Consider the following 21,833-nt stretch of genomic DNA (forward strand, 5'->3'; position numbering starts at 1 on the left):
AGCTATGCTCCTATGGAATCGGAGTAAGCGATGGAAACCATCGCGGTAGTGCTGAAGCAGCCGAAACATGTTGAAGTCAATCGGCTGGCTTTAACGGCTCCGACTGTCGACGATGTCGTCGTCGATGTGGCCTGGAGCGGGGTCAGTACCGGTACGGAGCGTCTGCTCTGGTCGGGCCGCATGCCGTCGTTTCCCGGAATGGGCTACCCGCTGGTCCCCGGCTACGAGTCGGTCGGCGAGGTGGTGGAAGCTGGTTCGGCGACCGACTTGCGTCCCGGCCAAATGGTGTTCGTGCCCGGCGCAAAGTGCTTCGGCGAAGTTCGCGGCCTGTTCGGCGCCTCGGCGTCCCGGCTTGTTGTCCCAGCGAAGCGCGTCATCGCGCTCGATCAGAGCCTGGGTGAGCGCGGAATTCTGCTGGCGCTGGCGGCGACGGCCTATCACGCCATCGCGGCGCGCGGCGGACGCCCGCCCGAATGCATTGTCGGCCACGGCGTACTTGGCCGCTTGTTGGCGCGGATCGCCGTTGCGCTCGGCAATCCGCCGCCGGTGGTGTGGGAAAAGAACCCAGTCCGCGCTGGCGGCGCCGACGGATATAGCGTCATCGATCCCGCGGACGACGCCCGGCGGGACTACCAAAGCATCTACGACGTCAGCGGCGATCCGACATTGTTGGACTCTTTGATTTCGCGCATCGCGGCGGGCGGAGAAATCGTGCTGGCTGGTTTTTATAGCGATCCTTTGTCGTTCGCGTTTCCGCCGGCATTCATGCGCGAGGCCCGGATCCGGGTCGCCGCCGAATGGCAGCCGCCGGATATCGCGGCGACCAAGGACTTGATCGAAACAGGGCGGCTTTCGCTCGATGGATTGATTACGCATCACCATGACGCGAAAGCCGCGCCGGATGCCTACCGGATCGCTTTTGAAGATGCTGCATGTCTGAAGATGGTTTTGAACTGGAGATTGAGCTGATGAACGTCGTCCCCCAGGCCACCATGAAAGACGCGCTCCGGGCTGAAGCGGCGGTCGAGCCGGAGGCTCCGGTGACGACTCCTGTGACCAAGGAAACCCAGATCATCGCGATCTACGGCAAGGGCGGCATCGGCAAGAGCTTCACCCTCGCAAACTTGTCCTACATGATGGCGCAGCAGGGCAAAAAGGTGCTGCTGATCGGCTGCGATCCGAAGAGCGACACCACCTCGCTGCTGTTCGGCGGCAAAGCGTGCCCGACCATCATCGAAACCTCGTCGAAGAAGAAGCTCGCCGGTGAAGAGGTCAAGATCGGCGACGTCTGCTTCAAACGCGACGGCGTTTACGCCATGGAACTCGGCGGCCCGGAAGTCGGGCGCGGCTGCGGCGGCCGCGGCATTATTCACGGCTTTGAATTGCTGGAAAAGCTCGGCTTCCATGAATGGGGCTTCGACTACGTGTTGCTCGACTTCCTGGGCGACGTGGTGTGCGGCGGCTTCGGCCTGCCGATCGCCCGCGACATGTGCCAGAAGGTGATCGTGGTCGGCTCCAACGATCTGCAGTCGCTCTACGTCGCCAACAATGTCTGCTCGGCGGTGGAATATTTCCGCAAGCTCGGCGGCAATGTCGGCGTCGCCGGCATGGTCATCAACAAGGATGACAACACCGGCGAAGCCCAGGCGTTCGCCAAGGCTGCCGGCATTCCGGTGCTGGCGGCGATTCCGGCCGACGACGGCATCCGCAAGAAGAGCGCGAACTACGAAATCATCGGCTTGCCGGGCGGCGAATGGGGGCCCTTGTTCGAAGAGCTTGCCAAGAATGTCGGCCTGGCGCCGCCGGTACGTCCGACGCCGCTCAGTCAGGACGGTCTGCTCGGCCTGTTCACCAGCGACGTCACTGGGCGCGACGTGGTGCTCGAACCCGCCACCATGGAAGACATGTGCGGCGTCGCCGTGCTCGACAAGCCGTCCCTCGAAGTCGTTTACGACGCAGCGTGACTAGCAACATGATGCGGAGTTCGACATGACCGTCGTTTTGCCACGCTATGCCGGAGCGATCGCCGACTCGGTCGTCAATGACGAGATCGACGTCGACGCCGCCACCGAAGCGCAGGACGCCGCGGCGCCGGCGATCAACGTCGCCGCGACCAAGGCCGACGGCCTCGGCTGCCATGCGGGTGCCGCCGAAATGAAGGCAGCGGCCAATGCCGCCGGCAAGAGCGACATTCTGGATCGCTACGCCGCCGACTATCCGAAAGGGCCGCACGACCAGCCGCAGAGCATGTGCCCGGCGTTCGGCTCGCTTCGCGTCGGCCTGCGGATGCGGCGCACCGCGACGATCCTGTCCGGCTCGGCCTGCTGCGTCTATGGCCTGACCTTCGTGTCGCATTTCTACGGCGCGCGCCGCACCGTCGGCTACGTGCCGTTCAATTCCGAAACGCTGGTCACCGGCAAGCTGTTCGAGGACATCCGCGAAGCGGTGTTCAAGCTCGCCGACCCCGAGCATTACGACACGATTATCATCACCAATCTCTGCGTGCCCACCGCGTCCGGCGTGCCGCTCGATCTGTTGCCGAACGAGATCAACGGCGTGCGCATCATCGGCATCGACGTGCCGGGATTCGGCGTGCCGACCCATGCCGAGGCCAAGGACGTGCTGGCCGGCGCGATGCTGGAATACGCCCGCAAGGAAGTCGAGCAGGGTCCGGTGCAGGCGCCGCGCGGCGGCCGCAGCGAGCGGCCGACGGTGACGCTGGTCGGCGAAATGTTTCCGGCCGACCCGGTCGGCATCGGCATGATGCTGGAGCCGCTCGGCCTTGCCGCCGGTCCGGTGGTGCCGACCCGCGAATGGCGCGAGCTCTATGCCGCGCTGGATTGCTCGGTGGTGGCGGCAATTCACCCGTTCTACAAGGCGAGCTTCCGCCAGTTCGATCTCGCCGGCCGCAAGATCGTCGGCTCGGCACCGGTCGGTCACGACGGCACCGAAGCCTGGCTCGAAGCGATCGGCACCGCCTGCAACGTGTCGCGCGAAAAAATCGACGCCGCCAAGAACCGCTTCCTGCCGATGATCAAGTCGGCGCTCGCCGCCAAGCCGATCAACGCCCGCATCACCGTCTCCGGCTATGAAGGCTCGGAGCTGTTGGTGGCGCGGCTCTTGATCGAGAGCGGCGCGGATGTGCCCTATGTCGGCACCGCCTGTCCGCGCACCGAATGGTCTGACGCCGATCGGCAATGGTTGGAGGCCAAGGGCGCGCGGGTGCAGTACCGCGCCTCGCTGGAGCAGGACTACGCGGCGATCGACGAGTTCATGCCGCAGCTGGCGATCGGCACCACCCCGGTGGTGCAGAAGGCCAAGCAGATGGCGATCCCGGCCTTGTACTTCACCAACCTGATCTCGGCGCGGCCGCTGTTCGGCGTCGCCGGTGCCGGCTCGCTGGCGCAGGTCGTCAATGCGGCGCTCGGCAATCAGGCGCGGTTCGACGAGATGAAGGACTTCTTCGGCGAAGTCGGGCAGGGCTACGCCGCCGGCGTCTGGGAAGACACGCCGAAGGACAACGTCCCGTTCCGCGAGAAGTACAAGAAGCAGATCGAGGCGATGGCCAAGAAGCGTAAGTCGGAGGAGATGATCTGATGCTCGTCCTCGACCATGATCGCGCGGGCGGCTATTGGGGCGCGGTGTACGCCTTCACCGCCTTGAAGGGCCTGCAGGTGATCATCGACGGCCCGGTGGGCTGCGAAAATCTGCCGGTGACGTCGGTGCTGCATTACACCGACGCGTTGCCGCCGCATGAATTGCCGATCGTCGTTACCGGGCTCGGCGAGGAAGAACTCGGCCAGACCGGCACCGAAGGCGCGATGAAGCGCGCGCACCGCGTGCTCGATCCGTATCTGCCGGCGGTGGTGGTCACCGGATCGATCGCCGAGATGATCGGCGGCGGCGTCACCCCGGAAGGCACCAATATCAAGCGCTTCCTGCCGCGCACCATCGACGAGGATCAGTGGCAGAGCGCCGACCGCGCCATCGTCTGGCTGTGGAAGGAATACGGCACCAAGAAGATTCCGGAGCGCAAGCCCCGCGCGGAAGGCGTCAAGCCGCGGGTCAACATCATCGGGCCGATCTACGGCACCTTCAACATGCCGTCGGATCTCGCGGAAATCCGCCGCCTGATCGAAGGCATCGGCGCCGACGTCAACATGGTATTCCCGCTCGGCACGCATCTCGCCGACATCCCGAAGCTGGTGAATGCCGACGTCAACGTCTGCATGTACCGCGAATTCGGCCGGATGCTGTGCGAAGCGCTGGAGCGGCCCTATCTGCAGGCGCCGATCGGGCTGCATTCCACCACCAAATTTCTGCGCAAGCTCGGCGAATTGCTCGGGCTCGATCCCGAGCCGTTCATCGAGCGCGAAAAGCACACCACCATCAAGCCGCTGTGGGATCTGTGGCGCTCGGTGACGCAGGACTTCTTCGGCACCGCGAGCTTTGCCATCGTCGCCAACGAGACCTATGCGCGCGGCGTGCGCAATTTCCTCGAGACCGAGATGGGGCTGCCCTGCACTTTTGCGGTGTCGCGGCTGGCCGGCAAGAAGACCGACAACGACGCGGTGCGCGCCGCGGTGCGCGAAAAGCCGCCGCTGATCATGTTCGGCAGCTACAACGAACGGATGTACCTCGCCGAGGCGGGCAGCCGCGCGATCTACATTCCGGCGTCGTTCCCCGGCGCGGTGATCCGCCGGCATACCGGCACGCCGTTCATGGGCTATTCCGGCGCGACCTATCTGGTGCAGGAAGTCTGCAACGCGCTGTTCGATGCCTTGTTCAATATCCTGCCGCTCGCCGCCGATCTCGATCGGGTAGATCCGACGCCGGCGCGTCGGCACGAGGAAATCGCCTGGAGCGACGAAGCTAAGGCGCTGCTCGACGAAGTGCTCGAGAGCCATCCGGTGCTGGTACGCATTTCGGCGGCCAAACGGCTGCGCGATGCCGCGGAAAGCAGCGCGCGTCGTGCCGGCGAAGAGCGGGTGACCACGGACTTTGTTACCAAGGCCCGCGCTCTCATGGAAGGTCAGTCGGCATGAGGGTGATTGAGGCAAAACAATGCTTTCTGAAATTGCGCAGTGTCATATGCGCAAATCAACATTCAGGAGAGTGATCGATGTCCGAATATGTCCATACCGGCCGTCGCTTCAAACTGCTTCCCGAAAGTGCTGACAAGGAATCGCGCGTGATCTACGGCGCCTGCTATGCGCTGTTTCTGGTCCGGGCCGTGGTGACGCGGGCGATGCCTTGGCGCGCGAGGAAGTCCGCGAGCCATGAGTCGGTGTTTTGCGAGGCCAGCAACGCCGCCAGCGTTCTGGTGACCTCGTCGTTCATGGGCTTGTAATACGAGAATTTCGTCCGGCGGTGCCGGACGGAACGCGCCGTCTCGGAAACGAAACGGTAATTCACTGTCGTTTCGGAAACGATACGGCATTCATTGCCGCCCACGCTCGGGCGGCGAGCGGCCGAAAGGCCATCACTAGGAGGTGTACCAAATGAGTGACGGTTCCATCTCGGGACTTTCCGAAGCGGAAGCTAAGGAATTCCACTCGATCTTCGTGACGAGCTTCTTCCTCTTCATCGTTGTCGCTGTGGTTGCTCACATTCTTGCTTGGATGTGGCGTCCCTGGCTCGCGCCCGTTGGCGGTTACAAGACCGCGCTGGATAGCATCCAGCATTTTGCAACGTATCTGTCGTAAAGGGAGGCAACTATGTGGCGAATTTGGCTTCTGTTTGATCCGCGCCGTGCGCTGGTTCTGCTGTTCACGTTCCTGTTCGGGCTCGGCATCATCATCCACTTCATCCTGCTGAGCACCAGCCGGTTCAACTGGCTCGATGGTGCGAAGAAGACGGCTGAGATCACCCTCAGCATGCTCACCTGATGGCATGACGTACTGCTCACCGGAACGGACGAGAAACGGACCGCCCTGCCGGGCTCGGCCGTTTCCGGGGGCGACGGCAACTACGATGGATAGAACGATGGATATTCCCTGGCTCGCACGCGGAGGAACGATCGATGGCAATGCTCAGCTTTGAGAAAAAATACCGCGTTCGCGGCGGAACGCTTATCGGGGGGGACCTGCTCGATTTCTGGATTGGTCCCTTCTACGTCGGTTTCTTTGGGGTCGCGACGGTCTTTTTTGCAGTCCTCGGCGTCGCGCTGATCCTGTGGAATACCGCGCTCGGCCCCACCTGGAATTTGTGGCAGATCAGCGTCAACCCGCCGGACGTTAAATACGGACTTGGATTTGCTCCTCTTGCCGAGGGCGGCATTTGGCAGTGGGTTACGATCTTCGCCTGGTGCGCGTTCGTGTCGTGGGCGCTGCGCGAGGTCGAAATCTGCCGTAAACTTGGTATCGGCTTCCATGTCCCGTTCGCATTCAGCTTCGCGATCTTTGCTTACACGACCCTGGTTGTGATCCGCCCGGTTCTGATGGGTTCCTGGAGCTACGGCTTCCCCTACGGCATTTTCACGCATCTCGATTGGGTGTCGAACACCGGCTATCAGTACGGCCAATTCCACTACAACCCGGCCCACATGATCGCGATCACGTTCTTCTTCACGACGTGTCTCGCGCTGGCTCTGCATGGCGGCCTGGTTCTGTCGGCGACCAATCCCGACCGCGGCGAACCCGTCAAATCGCCCGAGCATGAGAATACCGTGTTCCGCGATCTGGTCGGCTACTCGATCGGCACCATCGGCATCCATCGCGTCGGTCTGTTCATCGCGCTGTGTGCCGTTTTCTTCAGCGCGGTCTGCATGCTGCTCTCCGGTCCGGTGTTGTCCGAAGGCGGTTCCTGGCCCGATTGGTGGGAATGGTGGCGTCGTCTCCCGGTCTGGAGCTCCTAATTTAACCCGGTCACAAGAAAGAGTCTTGTCATGGCCTATCAGAATATTTTCTCACAAGTGCAGGTGCAGAGCGCCGCACACCATGGGGTACCCTTACGGCCCGGGAGTTCGGCCCGTGAGACGCAGACGACGTTCAGCTACTGGCTGGGTAAGATCGGCGACGCGCAGGTGGGACCGATTTACCTCGGCTACACCGGCGTGGCGTCCCTGCTCTGCGGGTTTGTTGCCATCGAGATCATCGGCCTCAACATGTTGGCCTCGGTGGACTGGAGCCCGATCGCGTTCCTGAAGAACTTCTGCTGGCTGGCTCTTGAGCCGCCGAAGCCGGAATATGGCCTCGGCTTCGCGCCGCTCAAGGAAGGCGGCTGGTGGTTGATGACCGGCTTCTTCCTGACCACCTCGATCGTTCTGTGGTGGGTTCGGACCTATCGCCGCGCTCGCGCGCTCGGCATGGGCACGCACGTGTCGTGGGCGTTCGCCTCGGCGATCTTCCTGTACTTCTCGCTCGGCTTCATTCAGCCGGTGTTGATGGGGAGCTTCAGCGAAGCGCCGCCGTTCGGGATCTTCCCGCATCTCGACTGGACCAACAACTTCTCGATCAAGTACGGCAATCTCTACTACAATCCGTTCCACTGTCTCTCGATCGCGTTCCTGTACGGCTCGGCTCTGCTGTTCGCCATGCACGGTGCGACCATCTTGGCCGTGAGCCGCTACGGCGGTGAGCGCGAAATCGAGCAGGTCGTCGACCGTGGTACGGCGCTCGAGCGTGCGGCGTTGTTCTGGCGCTGGACGATGGGCTTCAACGCCACGGCCGAGTCGATCCATCGCTGGGCCTGGTGGTTTGCGGTTCTGACCACCCTGACGGGCGGTATCGGCATCATCCTCACCGGACCGGTCGTCGATAATTGGTTCGACTGGGGCGTCAAGCACGGGCTGGCGCCGCCCCGGTAAAAGTGCATAACAACGACCCTGCGAACTCGGAACGCGCGCGCCTCACTTGCAAGTTGCTGGTCAGGCGCGCGCAACCTCTTGCTCTTCGTTCGCCGCTCCAGCAAGACTGGATGGGTCTGTGAATTCCAACGCGGCGAAAACACGCACGAGCGGAGGGTCACTTCTTGTTGGAGGATATTTGCCCTGGCGCAAGTGTTCAAATCTCCGAAGGAGTCGCTGGGAGATCTCGGTGCACTTTCTGCTGCCAAGTTGATTGCCGCTGCGACGGATGTCGCCTTGGTGGTCGACGGACACGGCGTGATTCTCGACGTGGCGTTCAACAAGGACGAATTGGCTCTCGAATTGGACGGCCAGGGGCGCTGGCTGGGCGCGAAATTGGCCGACGTCGTCACCTCCGATACCCAGATGAAAGTCAGGGAGCTGCTGCAGGACGCCGCGGAGCGCGGGACCTCAAGCTGGCGGCAGGTCAACCATCCCTCGCCCGGCGGCGAGGACGTTCCGGTGCTTTATTCGGCGGTGGACTACGGCCGGGGCAACCGGCTGGTGGTGATGGGCCGCGACCTGCGGCAACTCGCCGTGATGCAGCGTCGTTTGGTCAACGCCCAGCAGTCGATGGAGCGCGACTACATCAAGCTGCGGCACGCCGAAACCCGCTATCGCCTCTTGTTTCAGGTCTCTTCGGAGGCGGTCATGATCGTTGACTCCAGCAGCGAGACGATCATCGACGCCAATCCGGCGGCGCTGGCGCTGTTCGATCAAAGCGCGCCGCAGATGTTGAATTCGTCTTTTCCCAGCCATTTCAACGGCGCCAGCTCGCAGGCCATCTCCAATCTGCTGGCCGACGTCCGCGCCACCGGCCGCGACAATCGGGCCCGCGTTCACGCCGCGAACGGCCCGCGCGATTGCGACGTCTCGGTGTCGTTGTTCAGGCAGGAAAATTCGACGCTGTTCTTGATCCGATTGTCGTCCTATTCGACGATGCCGGAAGCCGGCGGCTTGAAGGCCACGGCGATGCTGCTGAATTTCTTCGAATCCGCCGCCGATGGTCTGGTCATCACCCAGTATGACGGCCGGATCGTGAAGGCCAACCTTGCATTTCTGGAGATGGCGCAGCTGGGAAATGCCGAGCAGTCCCGCGGCGAATCGCTGGATCGCTGGCTCGGGCGCACTGGCGTCGATTTCAGCGTGGCCTTGGCCAATCTGCGGCAGAGCGGATCGATCAAGCTGTTCACCACGGTGTTGCGCGGCGAATACGGCGCCACCGCCGAGGTCGAGGTGTCGGCAATGTCGCTCACCGACAGCGAGGACAAGCCGAGTTTCGGCTTCGCGATCCGCAACGTCGAAAAGCGGCTATCGGCCGCCACCACCTCAAAGCGCGAGTTGCCGCGCTCGGTGGCGCAGCTCACCGAACTGATCGGCCGCGTGCCGCTGCGCGATCTGGTGCGGGAGACCACGGACGTGATCGAGAAGCTGTCGATCGAGGCGGCGCTGGAATTGACCGGCGACAATCGCGCGTCGGCGGCTGATATGCTCGGCCTCAGCCGGCAGAGTCTTTACGTGAAATTGCGGCGTTACGGCCTCGCCGAACACGCGCCGGAAGGTGAGGGCGCCAATGACTAACGCGCCGATCGGAAGCACCATGGCCATGCGTCCCGCGCCCTCGGCGATCCTCGAGGTGCTGCACCCGATCACCTGGTTTCCGCCGATGTGGGCGTTCGCCTGCGGCGTGGTGTCGTCGGGGGTGCCGATCTCCTCGCGGTGGGTCGAAGTGATCGCCGGCATCGTGCTGTGTGGGCCGCTCTTGGTCGCCACCAGCCAGGTCGTCAACGACTGGTTCGATCGCGACGTCGACGCCATCAACGAGCCCGACCGCCCGATTCCGTCGGGACGGATCCCGGGGCGGTGGGGCCTTTATCTGTCGTTCCTGTGGACCGCGGCGTCGCTGCTGCTCGCCAGCCAGCTCGGCGTCTGGGTATTCGGCGCCGCGGCGTTCGGCCTGGTGCTGGCATGGATCTATTCGATGCCGCCGTTGCGGCTGAAGCAGAACGGTTGGCTCGGCAACGGCGCCTGCGCCATCACCTATGAAGGCTTCGCCTGGTTCACCGGCGCCGCGGTGATGCTCGGCGGCTTGCCGGGATGGCCGATCGTGACGCTGGCCCTGCTTTACAGCGCCGGTGCGCACGGCATCATGACGCTGAACGATTTCAAGTCGATCGAGGGCGACATCAAGACCGGTGTGGGCTCGCTGCCGGTCAAGCTCGGCGTCGACAATGCCGCCCGCGTCGCTTGCGCGGTGATGGCGATCCCGCAGCTGATCGTGATCGCGCTGCTGGTCTCCTGGGATCGACCGATCCAGGCCGGCATCGTCTGCCTGGTGCTGGCGCTGCAGCTCGGACTGATGGTGCGCTTCCTAGGCAGGCCGGTCGAGCGCGCGACCTGGTTCAGCGGCCTCGGCGTCGCCCTTTATGTTATGGGCATGATGGCGAGCGCGGTCGCGGTCTCTTCGTTCGGGGGGCCGGCATGACTTTTGTGGCGATCGGAGCAGCGCAATGACGATGCGACCGCTGTCATGGTTCGGCATCGTCCGGATGGGGCTGGTGCAGACTGGGCTTGGCGCCATCGTCGTGCTCACTACCTCGACCCTCAACCGGGTGATGGTGGTCGAACTGGCGATGCCGGCGATGCTGCCGGGCGCGCTGGTCGCCATTCACTACGCGCTGCAGGCGTTTCGCCCGGCCTGGGGGCACGGCTCCGACCGCGGCGCCCGGCGCACGCCGTGGATCGTCGGCGGCATGGCGGTGCTGGCATTCGGCGGATTCCTCGCTGCGGTGGCGACCGCCTGGATGGCCACCCAGCCGCTGTTCGGGGTGGCGCTGGCGATCGTCGCGTTCTGTCTGATCGGCGGCGGAGTCGGCGCGGCCGGCACCTCGCTTCTGGTGCTGCTCGCCAAGCGCACCGATGAAGGCCGCCGCGCGGCCGCGGCGACCATCGTCTGGGTGATGATGATCGCGGGCTTCATCGTGACCACGGCGGTCGCCGGGCAGATGCTCGATCCGTTCTCGCCGCTGCGCCTGGTGATGGTGTCGGGCGGCGTCTCGATCGCGGCGATGGTTTTGACCATCGCCGGCGTTTGGGGAATCGAAGGACGGCGGGTCGCCACCGCCGCAGCGGCGGAGCCGGCCCGGACCGACTCCAAAACCTCGTTCCGCGCAGCATTCGCCGAAGTCTGGGCCGAGCCGCAGGCGCGCCGCTTTGCGATCTTCGTCTTCATCTCAATGCTGGCCTACAGCGCGCAGGATCTGATCCTGGAGCCTTTCGCCGGCGTAGTGTTCGGCTTCACGCCGGGCGAGACCACCAAGCTGTCGAGCGTCCAACATGGCGGCACGCTGCTCGGCATGGCGTTGGTGCCGCTGATCGGCGCGGTGTTTCCGAAGTCGCGCGGCAATCTGCAGGTCTGGACCATCGGCGGCTGTCTGGCCTCCGCGATGGCGCTGCTCGGCCTTGCCGCCGCCGCCATCGTCGGCCCGTCCTGGCCGTTGCGCGAGACGGTGTTTGCGCTGGGCGTGACCAACGGCGCCTACGCCGTGGCGGCGATCGGCTCGATGATGGCGCTGGTCAGCGCCGGCGGCGAGCATCGCGAGGGCGTGCGCATGGGATTGTGGGGCGCGGCGCAGGCGCTGGCCTTCGGGCTCGGCGGGTTTGCCGGCACGCTGGCCAGCGATGTCGCGCGGTATTTCCTGTCGTCGCCGGCGCTATCCTACTCCACCGTATTCACGAGCGAAGCGGGGCTTTTCATTCTGTCCGCAATCATGGCGGTGTGGGTCCATCGCGCGCAGGCCAAAGCCACCCAACGTCGCGGCGATGTTGGCGAACTCTCCACAGCAGCAGTCGCCGGGGGACTGAGATGACGGAAAATCGAGAACTCTTTGATGTCGTCGTGGTCGGCGGCGGTCCCGCGGGAGCGACGGCGGCGCACGATTTGGCCAAGGACAGCCGCAAGGTGCTGCTGCTCGATCGGGCCGGCCGCATCAAGCCCTGCGGCGGCGCGATCCCGCCACGGCTGATCCGCGACTTCAACATTCCCGACCACATGATCGTCGCCAAGATCAATTCGGCGCGGATGGTGTCGCCGTCCGATCACCGCGTCGATATGCCGATCGACGGCGGTTTCGTCGGAATGGTCGATCGCGCGGTGTTCGACGAGTGGCTGCGCAAGCGCGCCGCCGACGGCGGCGCCGAACGGCGAACCGGTCTTTACAAGCGCCTCGAGCACGAAGACGGCGGCACCACGCTGGTGCATTACGACGAACGTTCGTCGGATGGCACGATGGTGGAGAAGACCGTCCGCACCCGCGCCGTGATCGGCGCCGACGGCGCATTGTCGGCGGTGGCACGGCAGTGCATTCCCGATGCCGACAAGATGCCGTTCGTGTTCGCCTATCATGAGATCGTACGGGCGCCGAAAAACGCCGACGGGCTGTACGATGCGGAGCGTTGCGACGTCTATTACCGGGGCACGGTGTCGCCGGATTTCTACGGCTGGGTATTCCCTCATGGCGACACGGTCAGCGTCGGCACCGGCTCGGCGCACAAAGGGTTTTCGTTGCGGGAGTCGGTCGGCGCGCTGCGCGACGCCGCGGGGCTGAGCGACGTCGAGACGATCCGCAAGGAAGGCGCGCCGATTCCGCTGCATCCGTTGCCGCGTTGGGATGACGGACGCAACGTGCTGTTGGCCGGCGATGCCGCCGGCGTCGTGGCGCCGGCGTCGGGCGAAGGCATCTATTATGCGATGCTGGGCGGCCGTCTGGCTGCGGATGCGATCGATCAGTTCCTGGAAACCGGCGACGTCGCCGCGCTGGCCACCGCCCGCAAGCGCTTCATGCGCGCCAACGGCACGGTGTTCTGGATCCTCGGCCTGATGCAGAAATATTGGTACTCGAACGACAAGCGCCGCGAGCAGTTCGTCAGCATCTGTCGCGACCGCGACGTCCAGAAGCTGACTTGGGACGCCTATATGAACAAGAAGCTAGTGCGCGCCAAACCGATCGCGCATGTCCGGATCTTCTTCAAAAATCTCGCGCATATGACGGGGTTGGCTTCGGCATAATGGCAGCGCGTAGGAGTTTCTGGAAACCCGTCCTGATTGCGGCCGCGGTCGCAACCTGCATTGGAACGATCGGCGGTCTGCTGACCGATACCGGGCTGTGGTATCAGAGCCTGATCAAGCCGTCGTGGCAGCCGCCCGACTGGCTGTTCGGCCCGGCCTGGACGCTGATTTTCGCGCTCGCGGCGATGTCGGCGATCTATGCCTGGCGCAGCGCCGAAAATGAGTCCCAGCGTCGATGGGTGGTGGCGCTGTTTGCGCTGAATGGTCTGCTGAACGTGCTGTGGAGCACGCTATTCTTCGTGGTCAAGCGTCCGGACTGGGCGGTGCTCGAAGTGGTGTTGCTGTGGCTGTCGGTGTTGCTGCCGATCCTGGTGTTCTGGCGCCGGTCGACCACCGCGAGCTACTATCTGGTGCCCTACCTGCTCTGGGTGTCGTTTGCCGCATTCCTCAACCTCACCGTCGTGCGATTGAATGCGCCGTTCGGCTGATGGGGCGGAATTCAGCCGACACCCCACGCTGCGAGATCGTCGGACATGGCTGAGCTGTTCGCCAACGGACACTTCGTCGACCTGATCCTGGTCGTGGTGGTGCTGGAAGCCGCGTTTCTGATCGGCCTATGGCGGTGGAAGCGGCGCGGCGTGCCGCCGGGCGATTTCTTGCCGAATCTGATCTCCGGAGCGCTGATGCTGCTGGCGCTGCGCCTCACCTTGGCCGGCGGCGGCTGGCAGAGCGCAATCGCCTGCCTGTCGGCGGCCGGAGTGGCTCACCTGTATGACATCGTCCGACGCTGGCGAAACGGGTAGCGCCGGATGCCGGAACGATCGCGGCTTTTGAGTTGATCCTGCGGCACCAATAGACAGGGCGGGATGACGTTTCCAAAAACATCATCCCGCCCTGAAATCAGCTTGTCGCGCGGCTGCGGCCGATTAATTCTTCGCGAAGGTGTCGAGATAGGCGATGACGTCCTTGCGCTGCTGCTCGTCAGCCAGCTTGAAGGTCATCTTGGTCGAACCAACGGCGAGCTCTGGCTTGCCCTTCTCGGTCAAGAACTTCTTCAGGAAGGCGTTCGGATCAGGCAGGTACTGCATGACCAACTCGTTGGTCCATACCAAGCCCGCTTCGCCGGCCGCCTTATTGAGCGGAGAATAGGCAAAGCCCGGAGCGGTGCCCGACTGGCGGCCGATCACGCCGGTCAGCGCCGGGCCGACCAGATTCTTCGCGCCGGGACCGATGCGATGGCAGGTCATGCACTGCTTGAAAACCTGCTCGCCCTTGGCGGCGTCCTGCGCCGAGGCGACACCCGCCGTCAGCGACCCTGCCGCGACAAGCGCCATGATTGTCAAAATTTTCTTAACCACGTTCTTCTCCATGATCTCGCATTGGCTCTTCGAACGACTCGGCAGAGAAATGCACCCTAAACAGAAATCATAAAAACCTGTTACTCACGGGCTGTAAAGCCGAATTGACATGGCACTTTGTGGAATGAAGGATAGAATTCTTGACTCACGACATGGATTTGGCGCAAATCATTCCCGTTTGAGGCCCATAGGGTGCCTTGATGTCAAGCCGCGTTGTCACTATCTGCACCTAGTCGCAACGCCGAGTGACGTCGGTTGGTTCACAAATGACAGAATCTGGCAAGGCAGTGGCCGAGATCGCCACGAGACCAACGGGGCAGCCTGATCTGACCCTGCTGCTGGATATGGACGGAATTATCCGGGACGCGACCCTGTCGGGCGCAATGGCCGGGGAGAGCATCGACGGTTGGCTCGGGCGGCCTTGGAGCGAGGTTGCCGGCGAGACCGGCGGCGACAAGATCAAGCGGATGGTCGACGACGCCCGCGCGATCGGATTTTCAGCGTTCCGCCAAATCAATCAAAGGTTTCCCAGCGGCGTTGAAATTCCCATGGAATTCACGACGATGCTGCTCGGCGACCAGGCCGGCATGTTGGTGCTGGGCAAGAATCTGCAGGCCGTCGCCGAATTGCATGCGCGGCTGATTGCCGCCCAGCAGACGATGGAGCGCGATTATTGGCGGCTGCGCGAGGTCGAGACCCGCTATCGGCTGGTGTTCGAGGCCTCGAACGAAGCCGTGGTGATCGTCTCACCGACGGATCTGCGCATCGTCGAGGCCAATCTCGCCGCGGTTCAGGCCTTGACCGGCTTGCAACGCGGAAACGAAGATCTCGCGGGCCGCGAGTTTTTGCTCGATATCCGCCCGCAGGATCGTGAGGCCGCCCGCGCCATGCTGTCGCGCGTGCGCGAGCGCGGTAAGGCGTTGAGCATTCTCGTGCATCTGGGACCCTCGGCGCAACCCTGGATGCTGCGTGGCGCGTTGATGCCCTCGGAGCCCGGGCAGATTTTCCTGCTGCACTTCACGCCGGCCGCGGTGTCCGCGCCGAGCCCTGAGCAGATCGAACATTCGGCGATCAAGGAACTGATCGATCGGGTGCCCGACGGCTTTGTCGCGCTCGATGCGGCGGGGGGTGTACAGCATGCCAACCAGGCGTTTCTCGATCTGGTGCAGGTCGGAACGAAGGCGGCGGTGATCGGCGAATCGTTGGCGCGATGGCTTTCCCAGCCGGGTGCGGACTGGAATGCATTGCTATCGCAGCTGCGGCGCTACAAGACCGTTCGATTATTCCGCACCACGCTTCGCGGCGAACTCGGAAGCGAGACCGAAGTGGAAATCTCCGCCGTCGACGTCGATGGCGACGAGCAAAGCTATGTCGGTGTGCTGCTTCGCAACGTCTCGCGCCGCTTTAACGACGCCGTGGAAGGGGATTCCCTCCGCATGGCGTTAGGCCCGATCAGCGAGCAGCTTGGCAGATCGTCGCTGCGCAAGCTGGTCAAGGATACCGTCAGCATCGTCGAACAGCACTACGTCAAAGAAGCGCTGGAACATGCCGGCGGGAACAGGACGGCGACAGCAGAACTGCTGGGATTGAGCCGGCAAAGCCTTTATGCCAAGCTGAACCGATACGGTCTCGACGACCGCGAAGCGGACACCCAGGATATCTCAGAGGACTGAGTTGGTTCATGCCCACGCGCCCACTGCATTCGGAAAGGCTGACCTTTCGAATTGCGAGCGGGAGGAAATTCATCTCGCGGGCTCGATTCAGCCGCACGGCGCGTTGCTGGTGGTCAGCGAGCCTGACCACTGCGTCATTCAGGCCAGCGCCAATGCTGCCGAGTTCCTGAACCTCAAGCAGGTTCTCGGAATGCCGTTGGCCGACCTCGACGGCGACCTTCTCATTCAAATCCTTCCACATCTCGATCCCACCGCCGAAGGCATGCCGATTGCGGTGCGCTGCCGTCTCGGCAATCCGGCGCTGGAGTTCGATTGTCTGTTGCACCGGCCGCCCGAAGGCGGATTGATCGTCGAACTCGAACGCGCCGGCTCCTCGCTCGATCTGTTGGAACAGATCGCGACGGCACTCGAGGCGATTCGTTCGACCACCTCGCTCAGCGGGCTGTGTGATCAGGCCGCCGCTTTGTATCGCGATCGCACCGGCTACGACCGGGTGATGGTTTACCGATTTGATGATGAAGGCCACGGCGAGGTGTTCTCGGAGCGCTGCCGATCGGATCTCGAGGCCTATCTCGGCAACCGTTATCCGGCCTCCGATATTCCGCAGATGGCGCGCCGACTTTACGAGCAGACCCGGGTTCGGGTGCTGGTCGACGTCAATTACCAACCCGTTCCCTTGCAGCCGAGGTTGTCGCCACTGACCGGGCGCGAACTCGACATGTCGCGGTGTTTTCTCCGCAGCATGTCGCCGATCCACTTGCAGTATCTGAAGAACATGGGCGTCCGCGCGACGCTGGTGGTCTCGCTGATGGTCGGCGGAAAGCTGTGGGGCCTGATCGCCTGCCATCACTACGAGCCCCGTTTCATCCATTTCGAAATGCGGGCGGTGTGCGAGTTGCTTGCCGAGGCGATCGCGACGCGCATCGTCGCGCTCGAAAGTTTTGCGCAGAGCCAGTCGGAGATTTTCGTTCAGCGGCTCGAGCAACGGATGATCGAAGCGATCTCACGCGAGGGCGATTGGCGCGCCGGGGTTTTCGACACGTCGCAGTCGATCCTGCAACCGCTTGGCGCCAGCGGCAGTGCGCTGATCTATGAGGGGCAGGTCACGACCGCCGGCGAGGTGCCGGGCACTCAGGACATTCGCGAGCTCGGCGCTTGGCTGGATCGCCAACCTCGCACCGCGGTGATCTACACCGCGGCGCTCGGAATCGAGGTTCCGGAGTTCGCCGGCCTGACCAAGGTGGCAAGCGGCATCGCCGCCATCCCGGTTTCCAGCAATCCCGGCGAATATCTGATCTGGTTCCGGCCGGAACGCGTTCGCACCGTGACCTGGGGCGGCGACCCGCTGAAGCCGTTCGTGATCGGCGACAATCCGTCGGATTTGTCGCCGCGACGCTCCTTTGCGCAGTGGCATCAGCTGGTGGAGGGAACGTCGGAGCCATGGGGCCCCGGCGACGTCGCAGCCGCGCGTGCGATCGGCGCGACGGTGGCCGATATCGTGCTGCAATTCCGTGCGGTACGCACCCTGATCGCGCAAGATCAGTTGGAGAAATACAGCAGGCAAGTCGGCATCTCGGATCAGCCGGTGATCATCGCCGACATCGAAGGCAAGATCCTGCTGATCAACGATGCGTTTCGTTCGTTGCTGCCGAAGGATCACGTGCCCTCGCAGCGGCTGGACAATCTGGCGGGCGCCTTCTGCAATCCCGAGGATTTTCTACTCCGCGTCCACGACCTCATCACCCATCACCGCTCTTGGCGCGGCGAGATGCTGTTGCGCGGAGTAGGCAACGAAGCAAAGCCGCTGCTGGTGCGGGCTGATCCGGTTTTTCCCTCGAAGGACCGCGTGCTGGGGTTCGTGTTGATCTTCGTGGATGTGACGGATCGCAAGGCCGCCGAAGCGGCGCGCAGCCGGCTGCAGGAAGGCATCATGAAGAGCCATCGGGTCGGCAGCGTGCGTCTCGATACCAAGACCGACCTTATCTACCAGAACCTATTGTCGTCGGTGGTCGAGAACGCCCAGCTCGCGGCGTTGGAAATTACCTACGGCGTCGAGACTAGCCGCATCGCCGGCATGCTCGAGAGCGTCCGCAATTCGACGCTGCGAACCGCCGAAGTGCTGCAGCACCTGATCTGGCATTCGTCGCGGACCTCCGGCGACGACAAGTGATCTTGCTCTAGCCGCTGATCGCCGCGCTTTGCGAGACGGATTGTTGCACGGCGACGGACAGATTGATGTTTAGCGAGAACGCCGTCGCGCCTTCCTCGACGATTGGCTCGGGGGCACCGGCCATGGCGGCGCGATTGAGCGCCGCGCGATAATTGTGTTTCAGCTCGGCCGGGTCGGGGAAACTGGAAAAATCATAGTGCGACAGTTCGCAAGGCCGCAGTTGATAAGTGTTCGCCAACAGCCGTCGCACGATCTGACCGCCATTCAGATCGCCGAGATAGCGGGTGTAAGCATGCGCGATCAGCAACAGCCCGTCGCCCTCCGCGGTTTGCGATATCCTTTTCGCATAGGCTTGGCCGGCCGGAAGCCAAGGGACGCTATCGGCCCAGTCCGGCCCACACAGCGCGATCAGATCGGATTGGATGGCTTGGGTGCGGCCAAGCTTGAACGGCTTCAGCCGATCGAGCCCCGGGTTGTCCTGGTGACGATCGAGACCGTTTTCGAGTTCGCGATAGACCGGGAAGAGGTTGCGCAGCAACAGCGCGTAGCCGGCGCGGGTGGCCGTGCCGCGCAGCAACTCGGCGATGATGCCGGATTTCTCCGCTTCCAGATGCAGGGCTCTGGTCCGATGGTAAAGCGAGCGGGTAATATCGAACGGAACGGCTTCGGTCGGCGCTTCAACCGTCATGTTGCTGTCTCCTGAGCGTCAGCACCACGAGGAAGCTGAAGGTCGATAGGTATATCCGCTCAGACTTGGCCCTTCATCGATTCGACGAGCGTACGAGCCTGATCGGGGGCGGCGATCGCATCGCCGATCACCATATCGGCTCTGACCGCCGCCGCAAGCTCTGGGTGGCTATGCAAGATCGGTCCGCCCAGGATGATTGCCACCCGAGGGTTGCGGGATTCGCGGCGAACCTCGCGAATGCTTCGCTTCAATTCGTCCAGCCTGCGGTCCGAAGTCACCGAGAAGCCGACGATGTCAAACCAGCGGTCCTGAACCAGCGCCGTCAACTCGTTCTGAGTTTGAAACGGACCGGTACATAGAGTCCACCCCGCGCGGCGAAAGAACTCCGCGACCATCGACAGCCCGAAGCTGTGCTGCTCGCCGGGAATGGTCGTCAGCAACGCCGCGTCCCCCGCGCCCCGGCAGTCGTCCTTGGCAAAGCTCTCGCCGAGGTGGTGCATGATCCGCTGCATCCGGCCGACCGCCAGCGTCACAGTGGCAAAGTCAGTGGTATCCTTTTCCCACATGTCGCCGAGAAGCCGGGCGGCGGGGGCAAACCACTGCAACAAGATCGTGTCGACCGGCGTGCCGCTTGCGATCAGCGCGTCAATGAAAGCCGAAGGCGCCGCCTCGTCCTGACCTTGGAGAAGGGCCACAAGCTTCTGCAGCTCTCCAGAGCCGGCCTCGGTTTTCGGCTCGGGCGCTGCACGAAAGGCCCAGGCGATCCGCGGTATGATTTGGGTCTTGATGGCGCGAACCATGCTGAGCGGAGGCGCTGCGGGCCGGAAACGCCAAATCGGGGCCGGCGGGGCTCGCTGAATCTGATGTGGAGGACCGATGCCCTCCATGCGGGAGCCCGTTGCGAGTTGATGCTCGGTACCATCACCCATCTGGATACCCCTTTTGGACTCGTATTCGTGTCCATTTGAAGCGAACCGTCAAGTTTAATTTACGTATGGTTTGGTTGACAGTCGCTGGCCCGGAGTTTAGTTTTCCTCGAATTAGCCGCAGTAGGAGTGGCGCGGTGCACCGTCGAGAAGATTCAGAACAGGATCAAGCTGGGGGCGGTGAGCGCCCGTCGTTGTCCGCAGGCTCGGTATCGCATCACCGCGATGCGTCTGTGTCAAATGCTCTTTACAGTGCAGTTCCCGACGCGGTGGTCCTTGAGGACGCGCCGGTTGTTGCTGATCCCGGGCTTTCGTCGCTGCGCCAAGGCTTTAAGCCGCTCTATACGCCTGAGCAGCGAATTCGCCGCGACCAAACCAAATGGACTTTGGTTCAAGGAATTCTCGCGCCCGTCCAATTTTTGATCTTCCTCATAAGCCTCGGCTTGGTGATCCGCTACCTAGTGAGTGGCGACGGCTTTGCGGTCGCGACCGCCTCTGTCGTCATCAAAACACTGGTGCTTTACACAATCATGATCACGGGTGCGATTTGGGAACGTGAAGTGTTCGGCTGCTATCTCTTCGCGCCGGCGTTCTTCTGGGAAGACGTGTTCAGTTTCTTGGTACTGGCCTTGCACACCACCTATCTGGTGATGCTGTTCGGCGGCCTCGGCGACCCGCAGCAGCAGATGTTCGTGGCGCTGGCCGCCTATGCCTCCTACGTCATCAACGCCACTCAATTCATTTTGAAGTTGCGTGCCGCGCGTCTCGACGAACGCAACAAAGCGTTGGCGGTGTCCACGATTTCGGGGAGCCGCGCATGACCGTTCTCGCTCAGGGCTGCGATGTCGCCCCGCCGAACAATCTGACCAAGCCGGTGCGCCACGAGAGTGGGCAGCGCGAGGTGTTCTGCGGGCTGACCGGAATCGTGTGGCTGCATCGCAAGATCCAGGACGCGTTCTTCCTGGTGGTCGGCTCGCGGACCTGCGCGCATCTGATCCAATCGGCGGCGGGGGTGATGATCTTCGCCGAGCCGCGCTTCGCCACCGCGATCATGGAAGAGAAGGACCTCGCCGGTCTCACCGACGCCAATACCGAACTCGATCGCATCGTCACGCAACTCTTGACGCGGCGTCCCGATATCAAACTGCTGTTTCTGGTCGGCTCCTGTCCGTCGGAAGTGATCAAGCTCGATCTGTCGCGCGCGGCATTGCGGCTGTCGCAGACGTTCTCGCCGGGCGTTCGCATCCTCAGCTATTCCGGCAGCGGCATCGAGACCACCTTCACCCAGGGCGAGGACGCCTGTCTCGCTTCATTGGTTCCGGAACTTCCAGCCGCATCCGGCAAGGACGCCTCGCTGCTGGTGGTGGGGTCGATGGCCGATGTGGTCGAAGACCAGTTCGTCCGGATGTTCGAGGCGCTCGGCATCGGGCCGGTGCAGTTTCTTCCGCCGCGCAATTCCGCGACGCTTCCCAGCGTCGGCCCTAACACTAAGTTTTTGCTGGCGCAGCCGTTTCTGGCTGATACCGCGCGCGAGCTGGAAAATCGCGGTGCGACGCGGCTGCGGGCCCCGTTCCCGCTCGGGGTCGAGGGGACCACCGCCTGGTTGCGTGCCGCCGCCAATGCCTTCGCCATCGATCCGGCGCTGTTCGACAAGGTGACGCAGCCGGCGCGCGCCCGGGCCGAGCGCGCGCTCGACAACTACCGCAAGGAATTGGCGGGCCGCCGGATTTTCCTGTTCCCGGACTCTCAGCTGGAAATTCCGTTGGCGCGATTCCTGTCCCGCGAGCTGGGAATGCAGCTGGTCGAGGTCGGAACGCCCTATCTGCACCGCGAGCATCTCGCCGAAGAACTCAAGCTGTTGCCGCCCGACGTCCAGATCACCGAAGGCCAGGACGTCGATCTGCAGCTCGATCGTTGCCGGCTGGCGCGCCCCGATCTGGTGGTGTGCGGACTCGGTCTAGCCAATCCGTTGGAAGCCGAAGGTATGACGACGAAATGGGCGATCGAACTCGTGTTCACGCCGATCCAGGGGTACGAACAGGCTTCTGACCTGGCGGAATTGTTTGCGCGTCCGCTGGTGCGTCGCGCGAAACTGGTGGCCTGA

At 63.2% G+C, this 21,833-nt stretch carries 22 protein-coding genes; 19 read left to right on the plus strand and 3 right to left on the minus strand.

The annotated features are described in order from the left end of the window. The first annotated feature begins 30 nt into the window (after positions 1-30). The 15 genes from bchC to RPC_RS06560 all read left to right on the plus strand — a co-directional run bounded on the left by bchC (position 31) and on the right by RPC_RS06560 (position 13,717). Positions 31-969, plus strand: a complete 939-nt coding sequence (gene bchC / locus RPC_RS06490) for a chlorophyll synthesis pathway protein BchC (RefSeq protein ID WP_011471759.1) — start codon at positions 31-33, stop codon at positions 967-969. Further along, a complete protein-coding gene (locus RPC_RS06495; protein ID WP_011471760.1) occupies positions 969-1,964 on the plus strand; it encodes a chlorophyllide a reductase iron protein subunit X in 996 nt (331 codons plus the stop codon). Before bchC ends, RPC_RS06495 begins: the two co-directional genes overlap by 1 nt. 25 nt (positions 1,965-1,989) lie before the next feature. Next, complete coding sequence (bchY, locus tag RPC_RS06500; RefSeq protein ID WP_011471761.1) at positions 1,990-3,597, plus strand: chlorophyllide a reductase subunit Y; 1,608 nt, start codon at positions 1,990-1,992, stop codon at positions 3,595-3,597. Next, positions 3,597-5,045: a chlorophyllide a reductase subunit Z gene (bchZ, locus tag RPC_RS06505; RefSeq protein ID WP_011471762.1), complete on the plus strand. Its 1,449-nt coding sequence runs from the start codon at positions 3,597-3,599 to the stop codon at positions 5,043-5,045. Before bchY ends, bchZ begins: the two co-directional genes overlap by 1 nt. Positions 5,046-5,122: 77 nt before the next feature. After that, the gene (locus RPC_RS06510; RefSeq protein WP_011471763.1) at positions 5,123-5,350 is read left to right on the plus strand and encodes a hypothetical protein; all 228 of its coding nucleotides are present in this window, start codon (positions 5,123-5,125) and stop codon (positions 5,348-5,350) included. A 151-nt stretch (positions 5,351-5,501) separates the two neighbouring features. Then, positions 5,502-5,705: a light-harvesting antenna LH1, beta subunit gene (gene pufB, locus RPC_RS06515; RefSeq protein WP_041801471.1), complete on the plus strand. Its 204-nt coding sequence runs from the start codon at positions 5,502-5,504 to the stop codon at positions 5,703-5,705. Between the two features lie 12 nt (positions 5,706-5,717). Continuing rightward, entirely contained in the window at positions 5,718-5,888 is a 171-nt protein-coding gene (gene pufA, locus RPC_RS06520) for a light-harvesting antenna LH1, alpha subunit (protein ID WP_011471765.1), read from the plus strand. A 134-nt stretch (positions 5,889-6,022) separates the two neighbouring features. Beyond that, positions 6,023-6,856 carry a photosynthetic reaction center subunit L gene (pufL, locus tag RPC_RS06525; protein ID WP_011471766.1) on the plus strand — a complete coding sequence of 278 codons (834 nt, stop codon included), beginning with the start codon at positions 6,023-6,025 and terminating at the stop codon, positions 6,854-6,856. A 30-nt stretch (positions 6,857-6,886) separates the two neighbouring features. Continuing rightward, the gene (pufM, locus tag RPC_RS06530; protein ID WP_011471767.1) at positions 6,887-7,807 is read left to right on the plus strand and encodes a photosynthetic reaction center subunit M; all 921 of its coding nucleotides are present in this window, start codon (positions 6,887-6,889) and stop codon (positions 7,805-7,807) included. Positions 7,808-7,999: 192 nt separating this feature from the next. Further along, positions 8,000-9,427 carry a transcriptional regulator PpsR gene (gene ppsR, locus RPC_RS06535; RefSeq protein ID WP_011471768.1) on the plus strand — a complete coding sequence of 476 codons (1,428 nt, stop codon included), beginning with the start codon at positions 8,000-8,002 and terminating at the stop codon, positions 9,425-9,427. Between the two features lie 19 nt (positions 9,428-9,446). Further along, on the plus strand, positions 9,447-10,331 hold the full coding sequence (gene chlG, locus RPC_RS06540) for a chlorophyll synthase ChlG (RefSeq protein ID WP_415914806.1): 885 nt from the start codon (positions 9,447-9,449) through the stop codon (positions 10,329-10,331). A 25-nt stretch (positions 10,332-10,356) separates the two neighbouring features. Further along, positions 10,357-11,715: a BCD family MFS transporter gene (locus RPC_RS06545; RefSeq protein ID WP_011471770.1), complete on the plus strand. Its 1,359-nt coding sequence runs from the start codon at positions 10,357-10,359 to the stop codon at positions 11,713-11,715. Beyond that, positions 11,712-12,914, plus strand: a complete 1,203-nt coding sequence (locus RPC_RS06550) for a geranylgeranyl diphosphate reductase (protein WP_011471771.1) — start codon at positions 11,712-11,714, stop codon at positions 12,912-12,914. The genes RPC_RS06545 and RPC_RS06550 overlap by 4 nt, the downstream gene beginning before the upstream one ends. Continuing rightward, on the plus strand, positions 12,914-13,402 hold the full coding sequence (locus tag RPC_RS06555; protein ID WP_011471772.1) for a TspO/MBR family protein: 489 nt from the start codon (positions 12,914-12,916) through the stop codon (positions 13,400-13,402). Before RPC_RS06550 ends, RPC_RS06555 begins: the two co-directional genes overlap by 1 nt. Before the next feature lie 45 nt (positions 13,403-13,447). Beyond that, the gene (locus tag RPC_RS06560) at positions 13,448-13,717 is read left to right on the plus strand and encodes a hypothetical protein (RefSeq protein ID WP_011471773.1); all 270 of its coding nucleotides are present in this window, start codon (positions 13,448-13,450) and stop codon (positions 13,715-13,717) included. 123 nt (positions 13,718-13,840) lie between these two features. On the opposite strand, the gene RPC_RS06565 is transcribed toward RPC_RS06560, so the two are convergent. After that, positions 13,841-14,272 carry a c-type cytochrome gene (locus RPC_RS06565; RefSeq protein ID WP_041802528.1) on the minus strand — a complete coding sequence of 144 codons (432 nt, stop codon included), beginning with the start codon at positions 14,270-14,272 and terminating at the stop codon, positions 13,841-13,843. A 266-nt stretch (positions 14,273-14,538) separates the two neighbouring features. Between RPC_RS06565 and ppsR (RPC_RS06570) the strand changes: the two genes are divergently transcribed. Both ppsR (RPC_RS06570) and RPC_RS06575 read left to right on the plus strand, forming a co-directional pair. Further along, a complete protein-coding gene (gene ppsR, locus RPC_RS06570) occupies positions 14,539-15,945 on the plus strand; it encodes a transcriptional regulator PpsR (RefSeq protein ID WP_011471775.1) in 1,407 nt (468 codons plus the stop codon). Position 15,946: 1 nt separating this feature from the next. Continuing rightward, complete coding sequence (locus tag RPC_RS06575) at positions 15,947-18,115, plus strand: GAF domain-containing protein (protein WP_011471776.1); 2,169 nt, start codon at positions 15,947-15,949, stop codon at positions 18,113-18,115. Between the two features lie 7 nt (positions 18,116-18,122). On the opposite strand, the gene RPC_RS06580 is transcribed toward RPC_RS06575, so the two are convergent. Both RPC_RS06580 and RPC_RS06585 read right to left on the minus strand, forming a co-directional pair. Then, a complete protein-coding gene (locus tag RPC_RS06580; protein ID WP_011471777.1) occupies positions 18,123-18,803 on the minus strand; it encodes a heme oxygenase (biliverdin-producing) in 681 nt (226 codons plus the stop codon). A gap of 59 nt (positions 18,804-18,862) precedes the next feature. Next, positions 18,863-19,603, minus strand: a complete 741-nt coding sequence (locus RPC_RS06585) for a cobalamin B12-binding domain-containing protein (RefSeq protein ID WP_167532058.1) — start codon at positions 19,601-19,603, stop codon at positions 18,863-18,865. Between the two features lie 263 nt (positions 19,604-19,866). Here RPC_RS06585 and bchF point away from each other — a divergent pair, with 263 nt between their 5' ends. Both bchF and RPC_RS06595 read left to right on the plus strand, forming a co-directional pair. After that, complete coding sequence (bchF, locus tag RPC_RS06590; RefSeq protein WP_011471779.1) at positions 19,867-20,550, plus strand: 2-vinyl bacteriochlorophyllide hydratase; 684 nt, start codon at positions 19,867-19,869, stop codon at positions 20,548-20,550. Beyond that, positions 20,547-21,833: a ferredoxin:protochlorophyllide reductase (ATP-dependent) subunit N gene (locus RPC_RS06595; protein WP_011471780.1), complete on the plus strand. Its 1,287-nt coding sequence runs from the start codon at positions 20,547-20,549 to the stop codon at positions 21,831-21,833. The genes bchF and RPC_RS06595 overlap by 4 nt, the downstream gene beginning before the upstream one ends.

The sequence above is a fragment of the Rhodopseudomonas palustris BisB18 genome (assembly GCF_000013745.1).
Classification (GTDB): Bacteria; Pseudomonadota; Alphaproteobacteria; order Rhizobiales; family Xanthobacteraceae; genus Rhodopseudomonas_A; species Rhodopseudomonas_A palustris_F.

Coding starts and splice junctions, on each gene's coding strand:
- RPC_RS06595 (WP_011471780.1), top strand. CDS start 20,547: ATGACCGTTCTCGCTCAGGGCTGCGATGTCGCCCCGCCGAACAATCTG.
- ppsR (WP_011471775.1), top strand. CDS start 14,539: ATGACAGAATCTGGCAAGGCAGTGGCCGAGATCGCCACGAGACCAACG.
- RPC_RS06560 (WP_011471773.1), top strand. CDS start 13,448: ATGGCTGAGCTGTTCGCCAACGGACACTTCGTCGACCTGATCCTGGTC.
- RPC_RS06585 (WP_167532058.1), bottom strand. CDS start 19,603: ATGGTTCGCGCCATCAAGACCCAAATCATACCGCGGATCGCCTGGGCC.
- bchZ (WP_011471762.1), top strand. CDS start 3,597: ATGCTCGTCCTCGACCATGATCGCGCGGGCGGCTATTGGGGCGCGGTG.
- RPC_RS06555 (WP_011471772.1), top strand. CDS start 12,914: ATGGCAGCGCGTAGGAGTTTCTGGAAACCCGTCCTGATTGCGGCCGCG.
- bchY (WP_011471761.1), top strand. CDS start 1,990: ATGACCGTCGTTTTGCCACGCTATGCCGGAGCGATCGCCGACTCGGTC.
- pufB (WP_041801471.1), top strand. CDS start 5,502: ATGAGTGACGGTTCCATCTCGGGACTTTCCGAAGCGGAAGCTAAGGAA.
- RPC_RS06580 (WP_011471777.1), bottom strand. CDS start 18,803: ATGACGGTTGAAGCGCCGACCGAAGCCGTTCCGTTCGATATTACCCGC.
- bchC (WP_011471759.1), top strand. CDS start 31: ATGGAAACCATCGCGGTAGTGCTGAAGCAGCCGAAACATGTTGAAGTC.
- pufL (WP_011471766.1), top strand. CDS start 6,023: ATGGCAATGCTCAGCTTTGAGAAAAAATACCGCGTTCGCGGCGGAACG.
- pufM (WP_011471767.1), top strand. CDS start 6,887: ATGGCCTATCAGAATATTTTCTCACAAGTGCAGGTGCAGAGCGCCGCA.
- RPC_RS06545 (WP_011471770.1), top strand. CDS start 10,357: ATGACGATGCGACCGCTGTCATGGTTCGGCATCGTCCGGATGGGGCTG.
- RPC_RS06550 (WP_011471771.1), top strand. CDS start 11,712: ATGACGGAAAATCGAGAACTCTTTGATGTCGTCGTGGTCGGCGGCGGT.
- chlG (WP_415914806.1), top strand. CDS start 9,447: ATGGCCATGCGTCCCGCGCCCTCGGCGATCCTCGAGGTGCTGCACCCG.
- pufA (WP_011471765.1), top strand. CDS start 5,718: ATGTGGCGAATTTGGCTTCTGTTTGATCCGCGCCGTGCGCTGGTTCTG.
- RPC_RS06510 (WP_011471763.1), top strand. CDS start 5,123: ATGTCCGAATATGTCCATACCGGCCGTCGCTTCAAACTGCTTCCCGAA.
- RPC_RS06495 (WP_011471760.1), top strand. CDS start 969: ATGAACGTCGTCCCCCAGGCCACCATGAAAGACGCGCTCCGGGCTGAA.